Below are 21041 nucleotides of genomic sequence, written 5' to 3'. Positions count from 1 at the left end.
TGGCTATGTGCTCCCTTGGAATTGTTGTACAAGGATAATTTATTATTCTTATTTTATAAAATAAAAGTTACTGATAAAAAGAAAAGTCAGTAGCTTTTATTTTGATAAGGTGTTGTTAAAAAAACATGGCTAATGAGCAATTTCAATTTTCTAATGAATGGAATAAGATTCGCGATTTGGTTTTTCAAGTAATTGATCTTGATTTAGTTGAGCAATTAAAGAATGAACCGAACCGAATTTTGCGTGAAATTCAAACTATAATCAGAGACATTGTTAATTCCGGCAGTGCTTATATCACGCCGGATGAATCTGGTACGCTAGCAAGTATGATTTGTGACGAAATCGTTGGTTATGGTCCAATTGATTCGTTGATGAAAGATGAAACAGTCAATGATATTTTAGTAAACGGCCCTCATAGTATTTATGTTGAACGGGGTGGTATTCTCAGCAAAACGAATAAATTTTTTATTAGTGAACGCCAACTAATTGATATTGCAAGGCGTTTAGTAAATAAAGTAGGCAAAAATATTGATGAGGCTCATCCTTTAGTTGATTCTAGAATGCCCGATGGTAGTCGGCTTAATGTTGTTATTCCACCGATTGCCATTGATGGTACCTCAATGTCAATTCGTAAATTTGGTAATGGTCGTCGTACATTCCATGATTTAATACAATATGAGTCACTAAATGACGATATGGCTAATTTTTTAGTTATTGCGACTCGTTGTCGAATGAATATTATTGTTTCTGGCGGGACAGGTTCAGGTAAGACAACGATGTTAAATGCATTATCTGGGTTTATAGGTGACAATGAACGTACCATTACACTCGAAGATGCTGCAGAATTAAAACTACAACAAGATCATGTGGTTAGAATGGAGACCAAATCAGGCGGAGAGGATGGGCGTGGAAGAGTAACTATGCAAAATCTATTAGTTAACGCTTTACGCATGCGTCCAGACCGGATTATTTTAGGGGAATGCCGTGGTGAAGAGGCTTTTGAAATGCTTCAAGCTATGAATACTGGTCACAGTGGTTCAATGTCGACGTTACATGCCAATACAGCTAAAGATGCCTTATCTCGGTTAGAAAGCATGATCATTATGGCTCAGCCAGAATTACCTATTGCTGCAGTTAGGCATTATATAGCTTCTTCCGTTAATTTTATTATTCAAGTTTCTCGTCTGCCAGATGGACAACGTAAAGTGATGAGTATTACTGAAATAATGGGATTAGAATCTGGAAATATTATTACTCATGATGTGTTTCAATTTAAAATTCATGAAGAAAGAAGTGAAAAAGGTATGATTCGAGGTGAATTTGTTTGTAATGGATTAGTTAGAAGATCTGCACTTTATGATAGTGCCCAATACTATGAAATGTCGGACATATTAGAAAAACTAATGATAAACGCAGCAGGTTTAAAAATATGATTTTAATTCTTTCAATTGTACTTATCATTGTAGCTATTATAAATATTTGGAATTTGCGTCGTCGTAAAGGGCGGTTGCAAATTTTTTATGAAACTGAAGTTAAAAATGCTTCATTGACTAGTTTGGTTGAAAACCAACTATCACAAAAGCGACAATCGTCTTGGGCTCGTGCGTTTTGGGATCAAATGATATTTGAGACTAACCTGATGATTAAATCTAATTATAATATATTTGTAATAGGGCAATCTAAAGCACGGTTATTTGTTTACATTTTTGCAGGTATGTTTGTAGGTATCATATTAAATGCAAATTATACTCATTATGATAGCTATACTGCAGCACTAGTTAGTGTTATTGCCACAATTGTTATAACCATTGTTATAAAAAAAAGAAAGTTGAAAAAAGAGTTTTACGATACATTCCCTGAAGCATTAAATACCATTACAGGTGTTGTGTCATCTGGCGGTGCCATAATTACAAGCTTTAGGTTGTGTGGTGACTCTATTGATGGAGTAGTCGGTAAAACAATGAAGGAAATGGATGACCGAATAGAAATTGGTGAAAATATTGAAGAAGTTTTAATGAAATCTTATTTACAGCTTCCTTTTCCAGAGTACTACTTTTTTATTTTAACAGTAATGGTTAATCTAGATAGTGGTGGGGAACTGAAAGAAATCATGAGTCGATTAGCAAAAATGTTAACAAACAATAGAATTTTAAGCAAAACTAGAGACGGTAAAACTGCGGAATTAAGAATGACAATGAGAATATTAGCTTGCATGCCTTTTGCTTTTATATTGGCACTTAGATTTCTTTCAGAGACACACTATGAGTATTTGATTAATACAACACTTGGTCACTATCTTTTGTATTATGTTGTCGGTAGTGTGGTTATCGGTTCTTTAATTATAAAAGGAATGATTAGTAAGATCATTTAAATTATGACAAGTTTACTAAATATAATAATCCCAATTATTTTAATTGGTATCAGTAGTAGAGAGTTGGTATGCTCCTATTTGCTATATCAAAGAAAAGAAAAACTCAGTTTGTTAATAAATAGTGAAGGCCAAGAGACGAAAATATCTAAAAGGGATATTAACAAAAGGGATATTGCTTTTGAAAAAATTGTTGCAAAAAATAGTTTAAGCTTAGGTTTTTTACGTCGCTTTCAAGAAAAAAATAGTTGGAAAGTCTATGCTGTTATTATTGGATTTTCATTTTTTTATCTTGTAAATCAAATTTTTTCATTTGTTGAAATTGATTCAGGTATGTTATTGATAACTTTATTTATTTTTATTGTGGTGGTTATCTTTTTGCCCGATAAGCTGTTAAAAAGACAAACTGCAAAAAGAATTAAAAAGATTTCGCAAGACTTACCGCTGATCATTGATATGATGGCAATTATGGTTAAATCAGGTATGACTGTTGAAAATGGTTTTAGGTATCTAAGTACAAGAGTAAAACCGATTAATAGGGATGTGGCAACTATATTAGATAGGGCTTGTTTAATGATGGATGTCAATGGTATTGAACTAGCTATTGATTTAATTTTGAAAGAAGTACCATGTAAAGAAGTCAGAATGTTTTGTATTACCTTAAGAAGGAGTATTAATTATGGTAACTCAATTTATGATGCTTTATTAGATTTATCAGCTGAAATTAGAGAGATACAAAAGTTAACCATAGAAGAAAAAATTGCTGCTATTGCAGCTAAAATGACAGTACCGATGATGGTATTTTTTTTAACGCCTGTTCTTGTTATTGTTGCAGGGCCTGTTTTGATGAATATTGTATCAGTTTTAAGTAGTAATAATTAGGATAATAGGGATCTAGAAATAATGAACGATTTTTCAATCTGCTGTAAACCAAGAAAGTTAATAAATCCAAAATTTATTGTGGCATGTTCAATGTTGTTTGTTGCTACTGGATGTCAAAACAGTACCGTAAGAAATGATTTAAATGAGCAACAAAAAATTTATATCCATGAAACAACTAAAAATTACGGTGGTTTAATCGAGCTTTATAAACAACGTTTACAAAATTCCGATACCGAAGATACAAGATATAAACTTGCTCAAGTCTATTACTTGTCTAATGATTATGAGGCTGCGAAAAGAACATTAACGCCTGTTTTAAGTAGGAGTAAAAACGATAATATTTTTGTTTTGTATGGTCATGTTGAGTCTAAAATGGGAAATAATGATACTGCATTAGAATATTTAGACAAAGCCATCGCAATTAATCGTAAAAATGGCGAAGCATATAATGTAAAAGGTATTGTTTTGTTGAAAAAGAAACAATATGACGCTGCGCGATATTCATTCAACTTAGCTAGAGAAAACTTTTATGATGAGAATAAAGTTACAAATAATCTAGCAATGTTATCTATTTTGAATAAAGATTATAATGAAGCTTATAAGCATCTAAACATTTTATATACAAAAGGATTTCGTGATCAAACCATTCTTCACAATTTGCTGTACTCACTGGTAAAATTGAATAAAATGCAATTAGCTAAGAAATTTTGTTTAGGGCATCGGTTATCTAATGATCCAGAAATCTTAATTCAAGAACTAAAACAGATCGAACCAATTGATGCGATTAAATTTAATGATGTTAAACCAACACAAAGTAATAACCAAAAGCAGTACACAATTGAAAAAATAGCATCTCAGAAAGTATCCAAAACTAATTACATTATTAATCCTAAAAAAGGAACCAATTCAAAAATTAATTCTAAGTCAGAAATCGGTGCTAAACTAGCAAATGTAAGTAAATTAGAAACAGGAAATAGGTCAAATATTGCCTCTCAACAAGCTGCTGTAACTAATTCTAGAACAGTTACTAATCTAACTTCTTCTAAACAAAATAGTCTAGCCAGTCAGGCGACAACCCAATTGGCTATTGTAGCTGTTCGATCAGGTGAACACAAAAAATTTAGTCGGATTACTTTAGAAACATTTAATCAATTGAATAAAAATCAATATTTGATTGAAAAAATCTCGCCAAAAGAATTTAAATTATCGTTTTATGATGTAACACTTCCTAAAAAGGGAATTAATCATATTATTAATCTAATTTCCCGTAGTGATCGTGATTTTGCCAAGGTAACAGGAACTTTAACTGCAGAAAAATCATTAATTCTACAAATAAAAACAAAGCAGGACTCAACAGTGAAGGATTTTGATGCTGGTCCTTGTTCTAACGGTAAAGATCACTGTTTTGCATTTGATTTTTATTTAGAAAATAAATAAATGTAATAATAAATATAGATCATATGGAGTTTGCATGAAAGAGAAAAAAATAATTATTTTATATATATTAATGTTAGTTGTGGGACTAGCATTATTGTTTACAAAATCGACACCTGAACCTACACCGGTGCCTGTTGCTGAGCCAGGGGATTATATGCAAGTACAAGTAAGGGAAGAACCCAAAAGAGAGAGCATAACAATAGCTGTTGCAAAACATGATATTAGTAAAACGAAAATATTGACTAAGGATGATTACTATTTTAAATCAATAGAAGTTGATACCTTAGCTAATGAAAAATCCAAATATATAAGTGATGCGATAGCAATTGATTCTTATGTTGCTAAGAATCATATAGCGAAAGATACATTCATCGAAAATAGTTTTGTCGCTTCACCCAACTCAGATGACTATAGACTGCTAGCTGTAAAAGAAGGCAATTACATGTTTCCATTCAAATTAGAACAAATTGATTCTTATTTAGTAAGAAATCTAAAGGTTGGTGATCTTGTTGATCTTTATATATTTTATAGCGATGGTGGATCAAAATTTAATAAATTAGTTTCGCCTAGTGATGATTTTGTTAAGAATAGTATAAAACCGATTATTGTCGGCAAAAAAATTCTTTATATTGATCAAACTGATGAAGATGGTTCAGGATTTCAGAAAAGAAGTGTAAATCAAATTCAATTAGAGCTTTCAAATCAAGAAATTAAATTGTTAAGAACATTAATGACAAATTCAACAATTATGATTTACCCAAGCACTTTTAAAAACAATGTTGAAGATGGATTACATTTGTTAAATGATAAAGAAAAGGGCTGGCCATTAACTGATAAGGCTATATTTTCAAAGAATAGACAGATTAATTTGTTAAAAGGTAACTAAGGATGCTAATAAAAGTTAAACCAATTATGAACACAATCAGACAGCTAGTTTGCTTATTATCAATTAGCTTTTCCCCGTTAGTTTTTGCTAACATCCATAATTTGCAGATTGGGCAAAGCAAATCAATTGTTTTACCTGAGAATGTTGGTACTGTTTTCATTAGCCAAGACAGTGTAGCAAATTATGAAGTTGTAGATGGCAAATCATTAATTATATATGGTAAATCAAATGGTAGAACTAGCTTGCTAGTATATGATGATGCAAATAATATTATTCTTAATGATACAATTAATGTTGATCCACTTTTATCTCAAATTACACACAGATTAGCGCAAAATTTTCCGAATAGTAGCGTGACAATTGATCGTTATGATAATGGAGATCCAAATGGTAAATTTGTTTATGTACTAAATGGCACCACTCCAGATACTACAACAAAAAGTAAAATTATGGCGGTTGTGGGTTCACTTGTAGGTCAAAATGCTGAACGAATACGAAGCAAAGCACCGGAATTAGATGAAGATCTCACATTTCAAGACTATTATGTATATAACAATATTATAGATAATATTAGAGTGATTGAGGAGTATCAAGTTAATGTAAAGTTGACCTTTGTTGAAGTTAGCAAAAAATTCACTGATTCATTGGGTATTGAATGGCAAAGTTTAACTTTGGACAGTATGTCTGGTGGGAATGATATTAAGATGAATAATGTTGGTGAATTTACGCTGTTGGGTTTGAAAAAAGGCTTTAATATTCATAATATTACAACAATGGTTCGAGCAATAAAAAATGATAATTTGGCTAAAATTCTAGCACAACCTAATTTATCTGTCTTATCTGGTGAAAGTGCATCATTTTTAGTTGGTGGTGAGATTCCTATTGTGACTAAAAATAAAGATGGTGAATCAGAGGTTACTTATAAAGAGTATGGTATCAAATTAAACATTAGTACCAAAGTGAATAATGATAAACGTATTAGATTATTTATTAATAATGAAGTGAGTTCGGTTGCAGGATCATATGCTTTCAATAACTATAATATTCCCACCTTACAAACTCGGAGAACGAGTTCTACTATTGATTTATCTGATGGAGACAGCTTTGTTATTGCAGGCCTAATTAATGAACAAGATTCAGAAGCATTATCTCGTGTTCCTTTTATTAGTGAAATTCCAATTTTAGGAGCATTAGCACGTAGCGCAGCATCAACTCGTGAAAAGAATGAAATGGTTGTATTTGCAACAGTTAATTTAGTTACACCTAATAATAGTTTTAATGGTGTAGAATTACCGATGTTAGAACGAACAGATGTAATTAATAGCTTCTTTAACATTAAAAATAATGTCGATAAACAACGACGTAAAACAGTACCAATTTCTAATGAAAGTGAAAAATTTATTAATGACATGGGTTTTATTGAATAAAAGGTTAATGGGATTATTATGCAATTATTTGATAATAAAAAAGATATAGATATGGCAAAAGGGACTTCACAAGAATTTGTAGCTGGACGTATCACTGGTTTTCACATTGCTATTTTAAGTAAAAGAAGTGAATTGATCGAAAATATACGTTCTATACTTTTCCTTTACAATGTATTAAGTATAGAGACCATCTCATTAGATTTATCTGAATTAAAAGAAGAGCCGCATTGGAACCAATACGATGCTATTATTATAGATATCAAAGAAGAAGATGATGCTGAGTTATTATCTGAAACTATTAATCGTTATATTCCAATTAAGGCAACGACAATACTCATTGGTATGCATGATTCAATTCAGTTTTCTGAATATTTATTAAAAAGAGGAATTCATTTTTTATTAGAAAATAGCCAATTAGAGAAGATTCCAACTATATTACACTCAAGAAGTATTACCACCGGTTCAAGCCAAAGAACGGGTAGCATTATTACATTTTTAGGTTGTAAAGGGGGAATTGGTACTTCATCATTGGCTATCCATACACTAAAAAATATCAGTTCACTAACTAATTATCCTCTTTTTTATATTCAAGGCGCAACTACAAGTCCTAATGCCGATTTTTTATTTGAAATGCCAATACCCCAAGATGATTCATTAGTTGATGTTGGACTGTCTTTACAAGTAAAAATTGAATCCAGTGAACGGGCTTGGAAATATGATGATTTGAATTCAGGACAATTCAATATCACTGTTATTGATCAAAATATGGGATTATCCTCCTCCATTAGGCATTTTGAGGAAATTATTACGTTTTCTAGTATTGTTTTTATCGTAATAAATCGGGATCCATTCTCAGTCAAAGTTGCTAAAAAATTGCTGGATGAAATTTCGCGTACTACTACACAAAATCAGAATTTACTAAATAAGCGTTTTTTGGTCTGTCTAAATGAAAATCTTCCTTATGATAAAAAAAATGCTTTACGAGATGAGGATATTGAAGATTTTTTAGGTAGAAGTATTGATTTTACGCGTAAATTTATCCCTAAAATGGATAAATTTAAAAATGCGCATCATAGTAATGAAATAAAAGAAATAGCTACAGCTATTATTGGCAGTAAGGAAATAAAGAAAAATAAACAACAGAAAACATCTTTTTCAATATTAAAGAAAAAGAAGATTAACCCTTAATAGAATGTAGAGCAAAAATTATGTTGAAATGTTGGAAATTATTTTTTCGTCAAAAAAATGCGAATGTTCCGATAGAATTTGCAATTGTTTTTCCTTATATAATTATTCTATTTTTGTTTATAATTGAATTTAGCCGGATTATGTTTATTGGTTCTGCTTTGGATTTAGTGACTACAGAAATAACTAGACAAACGGCTATTTCGCAAAAGAATGATTATAATCAAAAATTACAGCAGTTGATCAGAACTGAAGTGCCTTTATGGCCTTATATAGCTGATCCAAAAAAATTTGAAATAGCCGTGACATATTGTAAAACAATCGACGAGACAATTAAGAATAATTGTCAAGGTTCTCCTAGCGACGATACTCGAATACTATTGTTTAAATTGAAATATGATTATCGTGCCATATTCTCCAATTTGTTTAGCCGTATATTAGATACCTCTTTGGAAAAAAAGACTGTTGTTTACCGTGAATTTTATTAAAATAATTGATAATTAAAGGAATGAAATAGCAAATGAAATATTATGGTAATTTTTTTCGCAATAAAGACGGTATTATGTCAATTGAGTTTGCAGCGTGTTTCTGTTTATTTTCAGTCTTAGTATTTATTATCTACGATGTTTACTGTAGTGTCATGCTACAAAATAAATTAGAACGAGCAAACTATACTGTAGCCTCTATTTTCCGTGAAAGATCATCCATCTACCCAGTTATAGATGGCTCGAGTATTCAAGGTAATATATCTTCATTATGCAGTAACACTAATTCCTGCTCTCAATCTCATGAGCTGTTTGATAATACTCAAGTGGAAGAACTCCGCCGACTAGCAAGCTCATTATTAAATGGGCGTGATGTTGCTCTAAAAATAGATGGTTTATTTATTTTCCAAGATACTAATCATCCAGCAAGTATAAAAGACGCAAAATTCGCGACATTAAGCGCTAAATCTTGCACCTCTGGTGCGTGTAATAATGAAATTGAAAACTATTTTACTTCATTACCTAGTATAACCGATCATTCAAATAGTTCACTTAGTAATTATTCCAAGCTTGTTCCGTATGTTCCACGAATTACCGATCCTACCTCGGGGTTAGCAGGGCGTTGGATTCCCTTATATCGCGTTAGCATGTGTATTGTTAACGAAGAAAGCCTTTATTTAAAATGGATTAACTCAAACAGAAAGGCTACGGACACCTTACCAAATTTATGTAGTAATATTGTTGTGCTGTCGCGTTGTGGTGATATTTTGAGTTCTAATAGAACAAGTTGTCCAATTTATCATCTCTAATCAACACACTTTTGCGAGGATTATATGTGCAATATTAAAGCTAACCAGAACAATAAAAAATCTTTTTTTAAGTGTACTTCAGGAAGTATTGTTTTAAGTCTTGCGATTATGTTACCTGCTATGTTTCTTTGTATGGTAGTTTCAATAGATCATACCCAAACAATGCGTAATCGAGCTCGAGTCTCTGAAGCAACTAACGAAGCTTCGTTAGCTATTGTAGCTTTAAACAATAAAAATGTTGATCAATCTGCAATTGAACAAAATCGTAAAATGGCATTGAACTATATTAATTATTTTATAAATCATAAAATTAGTGACGATTTTATAGAAGGTATCGATGCCACTATTGACGTAGAATATGAAAAAAATAAAAGAGTCTATAGTATTGTCTATAAGCAAAAATTTGATTCTCTAATAAGTGGGAAAGAAGACGGAAAACCCGATGAGTCAAATCAATCTATCCTTGTAAGTAATAAAACAGGAAGCTATGGAAATACAAAAAAGTTTGATCGTATTGAAACAGTTGATATCGCTTTTATTAGTGATTTTTCGGGTTCAGCAACATGCCTATATAACGACTATAACTGTAATCGTTACTCTCAGCAAAATGGAAATGCCGACAAGGAGCGTCTTCATTATATGAAAACAGCAATTGCTAATATTATCAATAAGTTTAAACAATATCCAGAATATAAGTTTGCATTGGTTCCCTATGATATTGGTGTTCCTGTCCAGAACAAAACTAAAAATCTAGCTGGTGGAGAGAGTTATTCTTGCTCGATAATGTACAAATTGAAATCCCCTTACAATGTTGTTGATTATAATTTTTGGGCAAATAAAAATATTGCATATCAAAAATGGAGTAAATTAGAAAAAAATGGGATTATTCAAGATTATTTAAAGTATGACTATCTTGGAAATTATGAAGACACGGTTTATTACAATTTAGATTATTTTTATTATCTTTATTATTCACAAATACTTGGTCCTGCTTTAGGGCTACATACTAATGAAGCGTTGGTCGATAAAGGGCTATGTCGTCTTCAAAATAGTACTGAAAGTCTTAATAATGGAACAGCAAAATATGCTTGTGATCTAAAAGATCCTGATGATTATCCATTAAATAAGAAGAATAAAAGTATTATTAAAAGTCAATACGCCAAAATAGTTGAACAGTATGATCATATGTTTTCTGACGCTCATCCCAATGTGCATTATTCATTTGCTAATACCGAAACAGTCGATGTCAAAGGAACTATTAATACATTATTTAGTGAAATGAAAACTAATATTATAACATTTAATCGACCTATTTCGCCAACTGTCGCTGATTTTTCACCATTTCAAGGAATGTGCCAATCTCCATTATATAATAATGGAATTATGAGCGAAGAAATAATAAATATGCAAAGCAGTTTTGAAAGATTTGCTGAAGCTGCAAAGAATCTAAAAAGCTTTAAATTATCGCCTCGTTTAATTCCGTTTAGTGATGATAGAGAGCATAATTCTAAAATTTTAGATTATATTAAAAAAGCGAATTGGCGACCAGGCGGTGGGACAGATACTATTACAGCTTTGTTAAGGACTGTTCCAGTAATAGCAAAAAGTAATGCGGCTCGTAATAAAATAATGATTATTATTACAGATGGCAAAGATGATACTGGAGCAGATCTCCTTAGAGATCAATTTTTGGAAAACGGTGTTTGTCAAGCAATAACTAGTGGATTAACGTCATCTGACAATAAAGAAAAAGGTTATATTGATGAGGTAGCTAGTAATGCGGCTATCCACTATGTAAAACTCTCTCCAAAAGCAGCTAATTTGAAAACAGATGATGAATATAAAAAAGTATATGGAAAATGGTTTACCAATTGTATGAAAGGTAACAAACAATATTTACATGAGGCTCAAGATTATCAAACATTATATGATGCTTTGACAAGAATTATCCAGACAGAAACAGGCAAATTTATTAATAAAAGTGAGTCTGAATAATAGCCATTAGGAGTTATAATAAATGAAATTAAAAAAAGTAGTGTTATTCATATCTTTTTCATTTTTTCCATTATTAGTGAAAGCAGATACAGATGCTATTATTTTAACGACAAAGTCAGTAATAGACATTGCTTCACAAACTTTCTTAGTTGATACAGGCATAACGTTAGAAAACGGTGATGTTTGGGTTTGGGGGTTTAGAAATGCAGGGGTGCAAGGTAATGGCATATCACATGTTAACAATGAAAAGGCTCCACCTGCTAGAGTAGAGTTTTTTGCTAATAAAGGGCTCTCTATTACACAATTAGCTGCAGGAATATATCATATTATTGCATTAGATGAAAAAGGTAATGTCTGGGGTTGGGGACAAAATGGATATCATGAGGCATCTGGTAATGGTAATGGGGGAGCTTATCCAAGTTTACCTATTTTAGTTTTAGAAAATGAAAATGTTGTTATGATAGGTACAGGAGAGTATACATCTTATGCTTTAACCAAAAGTGGTGATGTTTATACTTGGGGGCATGGTATATATGGTCAAATGGCGAACGGAGAACAGAAGGCAGTTAATGATGTTTATAAGGTCCCTCGAGAATATTTTAACAATAGGCCAGTGGTATTACTTGGTGCGGCTTACGAAAGTGGATATGCCATTAATGATGCTGGTGAAATTTTTGGATGGGGTGATGATGAAGATAATGCATTTGGTATTGATAATTATCCACATGCACATGTATATCGGAGCAGACCAATACAAATTACAAATCTACCCTCTGGCGTTAGAGGTAAGGATATAGTGTATATTGCTGGAGGCGATCGTTACACCGTGTTTTTAACCTCGTCAGGTAATGTTTATGGTATGGGGGAAGGAAGTTATTTGGGGATGGGTATACCATATGGAAAAAAGGTGACAACACCTAGGCGCATCATAGGAAACATAGAGATGATTTCTTGTCGATATGTAGGGTGTGTTGCTATTGATAAAGATAAAGGATTATGGACATGGGGGGCAACAAAAGGATCTGCTTTCCCACAAGTATATGGATCTATTGCAACGAGAAGAACTTATAATGGAAATTTGGATAAAATTGATATGGGTAAAGAGCACATAATATATTGGAATGATGAGGGGCAAGCCTATGGTGTTGGATACGGAGCTGGGCATAAATTTTCACAACAAAGCAGCGAAAATGTAAATTGGCCGGGAAAAGAGCTTGATTTTGTTGTTGATGCAATGAAAAGGGTTTATGGTCCAGATTATGTTCCGGGGCAAGGACAATAATGATTAGTCAAGAATTAGTGAATGATATTATTATGTTGGCTATTTGGATATGTCTGTTATTTTCGTGTTATACGGATTTAAGATCCCGAACTATCTCAAATAAAATCGTCATAATAATATTCGTTTTGATTATGTTAAATTCTATTTTTGGTAAAGGACAGCTAAATTATGGCGCATCAGCTATATTTCTAATCTGTGGCCTGTTTCTTTTTTATTGCCGATTAGTTGGTGCTGGGGATATAAAATTAATTGTTGTACTTTTGATATCCATTCCAACAGATCGCGTTCTGTCTTTCTTGGTTGTGATTACATTTTGTGGTTTACCGATGGCAATCATAGCAATTATATATAAATACTTAAAAAAGATCGAAAGTGGTATCACGTTACCTTATGGTCTTGCAATTAGTGGTAGTTATTTTTTAACGTCTATCACACTATTTTAGCGTTGTATTGTAATAGCTAACGGATATGTAAAATTTGTCCAAGAGTAACGACAGCTGAATATAGAACAGCGTATGGAAAGTGGTTTATCGAAAAAATGAAAGGTAATTTACCTAAAGTTCAAGATTATCAAACATTATATGATGCTTTGATAGGAATCACTCAGATAGAAGCGGGTGAATTTATTAATAAAAGAAAGTATAAGGAATAAACAACTAGGGGGGTACACTTAATGAAATTAAAAAAAGCCGCATTATTCATATCCTGTTTATTTTTTCCATTATTAGTGAAAGCAGGTACAGATGCAGTAAATTTACCAACAACAAAGTTAGCAAATTTAAAATCAAAGTCAGCAATAGGTATTTCCTTAACTAGCAACTTAGTTGATACGGGTTTAACGTTAGAAAACGGTGATGTTTGGGTTTGGGGGTTTAGAAATACAGGGCTGCAAGGTAATGGAATATGCCATGCTAGTAGCGGATTTAGCAGACCTGCTAGGGTGGAGTTTTTTGCTGATAGAGATCTAAATGTTACACAATTAGCTGCAGGGTTATATCACATTATTGCATTAGATGAAAAAGGTAATGTCTGGGGCTGGGGACAAAATGGATATCATGAGGCATCTGGTAATGGTAATGCGGCGGGCTATCAATGCTGGCCTTTTTTAACTTTAAAGAAAAAAAATGTTGTTATGATTAGTGCAGGACTATATTCATCTTATGCTTTAACCAAAAGCGGCGATGTTTATACTTGGGGGCATGGTGTATATGGTCAAATGGGGAACGGAAAAAGGAAGGTGGTTAATGATGTTTATAAGATCCCTCGACAATATTTTAATAATAGACCGGTGGTATCTATTGGCGGTGGTTACGAAAGTGGATATGCCATTAATAATGCTGGTGAAGTTTTTGGATGGGGTGATGATGAAGATAATGCATTTGGTTTTTACAATCCAGCTGCTCATGTATATCGAACCACACCAAAAAAAATTACAAATCTACCCCCTGACGTTAATGGCAAGAAAATAGTGCATATCACTGGGGGCGATCGTTTCACCGCGTTTTTAACCTCGTCAGGTGATGTTTATGGTATGGGGGCAGGAAATTATTTAGGGCTTAATATGGGGCCTCAAATAAAGGTGACAACACCTATGCTTATCATACGAAATATAAAGATGCTTTCTTGTCGATATGTAGGGTGTGTTGCTATTGATAAAAAGAATGGATTATGGACATGGGGGGCAACAGAAGGATCTGCTTTTAGACAACTATATGGACGTACTCCAACGAAAAGAAATTACTATGGTAATTTGACTAAAATTGATATAGGTAAAGAGCATATAATATATTGGAATGATAAGGGGAAAGCCTATGGTGTTGGATACGGATCTGGGCATAAATTTTCACAACAAACCAATGAAAATGTAAATTGGCCAGGGAAAGAGCTTAAATTTGTTGTTGATGCAATGAAAGGGGTTTATGGTAATAAACATATTCCAGGCCAAGGACAGTAATGATTAGTTAAGAATTAGTGAATAATATTATTATGTTATCTATTTAGATATGTTTTGTTATTTTCATGTTATACGGATTTAAGATCCTAAAACTATCTAAAATAAGATCGCCATAATAATATTCGTTTTGACTATATTAAATTTTATTTTTGATAGAGAGCAGCCAAATTATGGTGCATTAGCTATATTTCTAATCTGTGGGCTGTTTCTCTTTTATTGGCGATTATAGTTGGGTATATAAAATTAATTGCTGTACTTTTGATATCCATTCCAACAGATCGCGTTCTGTTTTTCTTGGTTGTGATTACATTTTTTGGTTTACCAATGGCAATCATAGCAATTATATATAAACACTTAAAAAAATTGATAAAAGTAGTATCACATTACCTTATTGTCTTGTAATTAGTGGTAGCCTATTTTTTAACATCAATACACTATTTTAGTATGGTAATAGTTAACTAACATGTAAAACATTGTACCAAATGTAGCTAATTTCAAGGCAGACGATATGAATATAAAACAGGGTATGGAAAATGGTTTGTCGAGAAAATGAGAGGTAATTTATCTAAGGTTCAAGAATATCAAACATTATATGATGCTTTGACAAAAATTATCCAGACAGAGATGGCAAATTTATTAATAAAAGTAAATATAAGGAATAACTGAATAGGAGTTACAATAAATGAAATTAAAAAAAGTAGTATTATTCATATCCTGTATGTTTTTTTCATTATTAGTGAAAGCAGATACAGATGCTGTAATTTTAACATCAAAATCAAAGTCAGCAATAAGTATTATTTCAAAAACTCACTTCGTTGATACGGGTATAACAATAGAAAACGGTGATGTTTGGGTTTGGGGGTTTAGAAATTCAGGGCAGCAGGGTAATGGAGTACCGCATGATGGCGTATATCATCCACCTGCTAGAATAGAGTTTTTTGCTAATAACGGGATCACTATTACACAATTAGCTGCAGGGATATATCATGTTATTGCATTAGATGAAAAAGGTAATGTCTGGGGCTGGGGACAAAATGGATATCATGAGGCATCTGGTAATGGTAATGCGAAATCTTATCCAAGCGTGCCTGTATTAGTTTTAGAAAATGAAAATGTTGTTATGATAGGTACAGGAGAGTATACATCTTATGCTTTAACCAAAAGCGGTGATGTTTATACTTGGGGGTATGGTATATTTGGTCAAACGGCGAACGGAGAACTGGAAGCGAAGAATGATCTCTATCAGATTCCTCGAGAATATTTTAACAATAGACCAGTGGTATTACTTGGCGCGGCTTACGAAGGTGGATATGCCATTAATGATGCTGGTGAAATTTTTGGATGGGGTGATGACGAAGATAATGCATTTGGTTTTTACAATCCTGCTGCTCATGTATATCAGACCAGGCCAATACAAATTACAAATCTCCCCTCTGGCGTTAGTGGCAAGGAAATAGTGCATATCACTGGGGGCAATCGTTTCACCGCGTTTTTAACCTCGTCAGGTAATGTTTATGGTATGGGGGCTGGAAGTTATATAGGGATTGGTATGGAGCCTGGAAAAAATGTGATAACACCTACGCACATCCAATCAAACATAGATACGCTTTATTGTCGATATAATGGGTGTGTTGCTATTGATAAAGATAAAAGATTATTGACATGGGGGGCAACAGAAGGATCTGATTTTAAACAAATATATGGAAATAGTCCAACGGAAAGAACCTATCATGGAAATTTGACTAAAATTGATGGTGGTAAAGAGCATTTTATATATTGGAATGATGAGGGAAAAGCCTATGGTGTTGGATACGGAGCTGGGCATAAATTTTCACAACAAAGCTGCGAAAATGTAAATTGGCCGGGAAAAGAGCTTGATTTTGTTGTTGATGCAATGAAAAGGGTTTATGGTCCAGATTATATTCCGGGGCAAGGACAATAATGATTAGTCAAGAATTAGTGAATGATATTATTATGTTGGCTATTTGGATATGTTTGTTATTTTCATGTTATACGGATTTAAGATCCCAAACTATCTAAAATAAAATCGTCATAATGATAGACCTCATTCTAAATTTTGTGTATTTGCCATCAAAAGGTGACGGTTGATTCTGTCACCAAATTTTACACTAAGCGACCTATTGCACTTTTTTAGTTTTGAATAAGCATAGTCCATTTTTCTGAAGTGAGTTGGATTGTTATAAATAAACGATTTTTTAAACTGAGTTATTGGTTGGGAAAATCTTACGTTTCTTGATGGGATAGTAACAACACTATTTAAAGATTCTATCACATTGGTGACATAAACTGCTTTGCGAATCTTCTAAAGATACGCAAATAATGTATTGAGATTTTCCTTGTTTTTAGGTTATGACTGTCTAAATTTGAATGAGTGAGTAATTTCCTTGTAGCTATACTTTTGGCTAGCACTGTTGCTATTTACCTAGTTTTTTGTCCATTTTTTATCTAATTAGTTTTAATTCAAAAATAAGCAAATATACAATTTTATTTATAGATCACTAATAGTAATTGAGATAAATTGAATGATTTGTCATCTTTTCTCACGTTTTTCGTGCCTGAGTTATGCTACGGCTTTTCTATGATTTTTTCCAAAAGCGATGATTTTAAGCTTAACTTGATTTTCAATTAATAATTAAACTTAGTGATTAATTAAAGTAATATATAAAAAAAGTTTATTGTGATGTTTTTTTTATATAAATTTATTGCTTAAATATGGTAAGGTTTTGAGCTTGTCTTAAATAAACAGGAAAGTAGTATGACGCACTCATCCAATCCTTTGGTTCGTTTTTATTTTAAAATAGGGCTGATACCGCAGATTTTGTTGGGTTTAATATTTGGTATTATTCTCGCTGCGGTGTCGAAAGATACCGCATTAGCGATGTCACTTATAGGTGGGCTATTTATTAATGCTTTAAAATCGGTTGCTCCTATACTAGTGCTCATTTTGGTAATTGCATCAATATCAAATCATCAACATGGCAAACAAGCCAATATGAGACCATTAATTGCTCTTTATTTTGTCGGTATGATCTTAGCTGCTTTAATAGCAACCATTACTAGTTTTTTATTTCCATCGCAGATTTCATTTGGTGATACGTTAAATAACCTTGAACTTACACCACCTAACGGTATTGCTGCTGTTTTAAAAACCTTGCTAGAAAAAATGATCGATAATCCCATAAATGCACTAATTAATGCAAATTATATTGGTCTTATCATTTGGGGTGTTGGTATCGGCTTGGCATTAAGACACTCAAGCCAAAGTACTAAAACCATGATGAATGATCTGTCTTATGCTATTTCTTTTATTGTAAGAATTATTATCCGCTTTGCTCCTTTAGGGGTATTTGGATTAGTGGCCTCAACGCTAGCTGAAACAGGTTTTGGTGAATTACTGAAATATGCACATCTATTGGTTGTGTTAGTTTCTTGTATGCTGTTTGTTGCATTGGTGATTAATCCATTATTAGCTTATTTAGTTATGCACAAAAACCCTTATCCATTAGTATTTACCTCTTTAAAAGAGAGTGCAATCCCAGCCTTCTTTACCCGAAGTTCAGCAGCAAATATTCCCGTTAATATGGAGATCTGTAAAAAATATAAAATGGATGAAGATACTTATTCGGTTGCAGTACCGTTAGGCGCTGCAATTAATATGTCAGGAGCTGCCGTTACTATAACAGTTTTAACTCTAGCCACCGTCAACTCAATGCCAGCTAGTGCTGGTATACATGTTGATATCTATTCTGCGGTATTACTTTGTATTGTAACTTCAGTATGTGCTTGTGGGGCATCAGGGATTGCGGGTGGATCGTTACTGCTTATTCCTGTCGCTTGTAGTATGTTTGGTATACCAAACGAAATTTCAGCTAAAGTGATTGGGATTGGAATTGCAATTGGCGTTATTCAAGATTCGGTTGAAACCGCATTGAACTCATCAAGTGATGTTGTGTTTATTGGTGCGGTTTCATCAGCCGCGCAGAAAAAGCAAAATAATACGATTAAAAATTAAGTATTCAAGCCTATTTAATTGGTAACTCTGATTTATAACTGAGCATGGTAATTTGTTATTATCAGCTCAGTTTTTATTTATTCCTCACAACCAAACATATCACATTGCTTTTTCTTGAATGGTTCTTTATTATTAAAAAACATCTAATATTTAAGCGGTTTCTTATATTATTTAGATGTTCCGATACTATATGTGATGAGGAGACACTATGCCATTTAATGCCATTGTTTTATCGAAAGAAGAAAAAACGGGGTTTTCATGCTCCTTAAAGAGTATTAGTAAACAGCAGTTATTAGCCCAAGAAGGTGATACCTTAATCCAAATAACCTATTCAAGTATTAACTATAAAGATGCGCTAGCTTTAACTAATAAAAGTCCTGTTGTTAGACAGTGGCCAATGATACCAGGTATTGATGGTGTTGGTATTGTGCTAGAGTGTCGTAGTGGTCGCTATCAAAAAGGCGATATAGTTATATTAAATGGATGGGGGTGTGGCGAGACTCATTGGGGATGTTTGTCACAATATGCTTATTTAAAATCTGATTGGCTAATACCCTTGCCCAACAAACTTACAGATTATCAAGCAATGGCAATTGGTACGGCAGGTTATACAGCAGGCCTTTGTGTCCAACGTATTGTTGATTTCGGTGTAAAACCACAAGATGGTATGGTTTTGGTAACAGGTGCTAGTGGTGGAGTTGGCTCAATTGCCGTTGCATTACTTACTAAACTTGGTTATCAAGTCACCGTATCAACGAGTAAAATTGAAGAAGATCATTATTTACGACAACTTGGCGCAGTAAATATTATTGATGGTCAAACCTTAAAAGAAACAGGTAAACCATTACAAAAAGAACTGTGGTCAGCTGTTGTCGATGCGGTTGGTTCGCACACTTTAGCAAATGCTTGTGCCCAAACTCAATATGGCGGCATTGTGGCGTGTTGTGGTCTTGCTCAAGGCATGGACTTACCAGCAACGGTCGCGCCGTTTATTTTAAGAGGTGTTTCGTTAGCTGGGGTGGATAGTGTGATGGCAAATTATGATAAACGTGTGGCAGCATGGAATTTATTGGCACACAATCTGGATGAAAAAGTGTTATCTCATATTAGTAATACAATCACACTAAATGATTGTGTTGAGGTGGCAAATAAAATGATTGCAGGGCAAATAAAAGGGCGATTTGTTGTTGATGTAAACAAACGAATTTAACGTTTACGTCCAATTTTTGTTGTTAGCTTAATTAAAAGAATGCTAGATAGAAATGCATTATTAAATATTTAGCGGTGTTTATATACAAATATTTTTATTGTTGAATTTGCAAGTTAAATAAAATTATTTAATAAATATATATTGTTATAACTATTGATTTTAAAATCAAATATTTTGTAAACGGAATAATATCTGAAACCTGGTTAGGTGGGGTATTATTTTTACTATTACCATTTTAAATTTTCAGCCATCAAAATTAATTTATGAGGGGATGTGATATGCCATATAAAACACGTGCAGATTTACCTGATTCAGTACGCCATGTCTTGCCTGAACATGCGCAAGATATTTTTAAAGAAGCGTTTAATAGTGCAATTAAGGAATATCAAGATTCGCATAAACGGCGTGATAATAGTGCACCAGAAACTATTGCTTTTAAAGTAGCTTGGGCTGCTGTCGAAAAGGTTTATCACAAAGGTGAAGATGGTAAATGGGTAGCTAAATAGATATTTAAATGGTTTAAGTTGAGCAACACAGCTTAACATTTTGAAAAATTTATTTTTTGTATATTTATTAAGGATCTATATTATGTTTATTTATACACTTACTTATGTAAAACCCATTAATGAAGTAGAAAAATATTCATCACAACATATTGATTATTTTTAAAAATATTATAAGTCAGGACACTTTATTGTATCTGTAACTCTCCCCTAAAATAATACAGCAAAAAAGTAGAAAATTCTCTATGATAAAAGTAAAGAGGATTTAAACATGAAAAAAATGACTGAACATCAAATCGTCGCTATTTTAAAAGAAGCTGAAGCGGGTATTCCGGTTAAAGAACTCTGTCGTAAATATGGCATGGGTAATTCAACTTTCTATAAATGGCGGGAAAAATACGGCGGAATGGAAACTTCGGATATCAAACGCTTAAAGGAGCTGGAGGCTGAAAACCGTAAGCTTAAACAGATGTTTGCCGAACTGAGCTTAAAATCCCAGCTTCAGGAAGAAATCATAAAAAAGCTGTAGTGCCCACAAAAGCACGTAAAACGTGGGCACAGCAACTACAACAAAATCATTCGGTT

The 21041-nt window shown here is 32.8% G+C and carries 17 protein-coding genes and 1 pseudogene; all 18 read left to right on the top strand.

Annotated features, from left to right (window positions below):
* The first annotated feature begins 125 nt into the window (after positions 1–125).
* Positions 126–1433 (top strand): CpaF family protein, encoded by a 1308-nt coding sequence (locus tag A9G43_RS07520; protein ID WP_081298072.1) that lies wholly within the window; start codon positions 126–128, stop codon positions 1431–1433.
* Positions 1430–2371, top strand: coding sequence for a type II secretion system F family protein (locus A9G43_RS07515; protein ID WP_065607955.1), 942 nt, complete (start codon positions 1430–1432; stop codon positions 2369–2371). Before A9G43_RS07520 ends, A9G43_RS07515 begins: the two co-directional genes overlap by 4 nt.
* Before the next feature lie 3 nt (positions 2372–2374).
* Positions 2375–3250: a type II secretion system F family protein gene (locus A9G43_RS07510; RefSeq protein WP_065607953.1), complete on the top strand. Its 876-nt coding sequence runs from the start codon at positions 2375–2377 to the stop codon at positions 3248–3250.
* Positions 3251–3271: 21 nt separating this feature from the next.
* Entirely contained in the window at positions 3272–4687 is a 1416-nt protein-coding gene (locus A9G43_RS07505) for a tetratricopeptide repeat protein (RefSeq protein ID WP_141674047.1), read from the top strand.
* Between the two features lie 34 nt (positions 4688–4721).
* Entirely contained in the window at positions 4722–5573 is an 852-nt protein-coding gene (locus A9G43_RS07500) for a hypothetical protein (RefSeq protein ID WP_065607949.1), read from the top strand.
* A 2-nt stretch (positions 5574–5575) separates the two neighbouring features.
* Positions 5576–7000, top strand: a complete 1425-nt coding sequence (locus A9G43_RS07495; RefSeq protein WP_065607947.1) for a type II and III secretion system protein family protein — start codon at positions 5576–5578, stop codon at positions 6998–7000.
* A gap of 18 nt (positions 7001–7018) precedes the next feature.
* Positions 7019–8188: a hypothetical protein gene (locus A9G43_RS07490; RefSeq protein ID WP_065607945.1), complete on the top strand. Its 1170-nt coding sequence runs from the start codon at positions 7019–7021 to the stop codon at positions 8186–8188.
* Positions 8189–8208: 20 nt separating this feature from the next.
* The gene (locus tag A9G43_RS07485) at positions 8209–8673 is read left to right on the top strand and encodes a TadE/TadG family type IV pilus assembly protein (RefSeq protein WP_065607943.1); all 465 of its coding nucleotides are present in this window, start codon (positions 8209–8211) and stop codon (positions 8671–8673) included.
* A 32-nt stretch (positions 8674–8705) separates the two neighbouring features.
* Positions 8706–9479, top strand: a complete 774-nt coding sequence (tadF, locus tag A9G43_RS07480; protein ID WP_065607942.1) for a tight adherence pilus pseudopilin TadF — start codon at positions 8706–8708, stop codon at positions 9477–9479.
* A 24-nt stretch (positions 9480–9503) separates the two neighbouring features.
* A complete protein-coding gene (locus tag A9G43_RS07475; RefSeq protein WP_065607940.1) occupies positions 9504–11474 on the top strand; it encodes a VWA domain-containing protein in 1971 nt (656 codons plus the stop codon).
* 22 nt (positions 11475–11496) lie between these two features.
* A complete protein-coding gene (locus tag A9G43_RS07470) occupies positions 11497–12756 on the top strand; it encodes an RCC1 domain-containing protein (protein WP_065607938.1) in 1260 nt (419 codons plus the stop codon).
* A complete protein-coding gene (locus A9G43_RS07465) occupies positions 12756–13199 on the top strand; it encodes an A24 family peptidase (protein WP_065607936.1) in 444 nt (147 codons plus the stop codon). The genes A9G43_RS07470 and A9G43_RS07465 overlap by 1 nt, the downstream gene beginning before the upstream one ends.
* A gap of 230 nt (positions 13200–13429) precedes the next feature.
* On the top strand, positions 13430–14710 hold the full coding sequence (locus tag A9G43_RS07460; RefSeq protein ID WP_065607934.1) for an RCC1 domain-containing protein: 1281 nt from the start codon (positions 13430–13432) through the stop codon (positions 14708–14710).
* A 682-nt stretch (positions 14711–15392) separates the two neighbouring features.
* Positions 15393–16652: an RCC1 domain-containing protein gene (locus A9G43_RS07455; RefSeq protein WP_065607932.1), complete on the top strand. Its 1260-nt coding sequence runs from the start codon at positions 15393–15395 to the stop codon at positions 16650–16652.
* 834 nt (positions 16653–17486) lie between these two features.
* A complete protein-coding gene (gene sstT / locus A9G43_RS07450) occupies positions 17487–18743 on the top strand; it encodes a serine/threonine transporter SstT (RefSeq protein WP_065607930.1) in 1257 nt (418 codons plus the stop codon).
* A 208-nt stretch (positions 18744–18951) separates the two neighbouring features.
* Entirely contained in the window at positions 18952–19953 is a 1002-nt protein-coding gene (acuI, locus tag A9G43_RS07445) for an acrylyl-CoA reductase (NADPH) (RefSeq protein ID WP_065607928.1), read from the top strand.
* 278 nt (positions 19954–20231) lie between these two features.
* Entirely contained in the window at positions 20232–20459 is a 228-nt protein-coding gene (locus A9G43_RS07440) for a ChaB family protein (protein WP_065607926.1), read from the top strand.
* Positions 20460–20727: 268 nt separating this feature from the next.
* Positions 20728–20979 (top strand): annotated as a pseudogene (locus tag A9G43_RS07435) (transposase); the annotation flags it as partial.
* Positions 20980–21041 lie beyond the last annotated feature (62 nt).

Origin of the sequence: Gilliamella sp. Occ3-1 (genome assembly GCF_001690655.1) — a bacterium.
Lineage (GTDB): Bacteria > Pseudomonadota > Gammaproteobacteria > Enterobacterales > Orbaceae > Gilliamella > Gilliamella apicola_P.
This window is presented reverse-complemented; position numbering and strand designations above follow the sequence as displayed.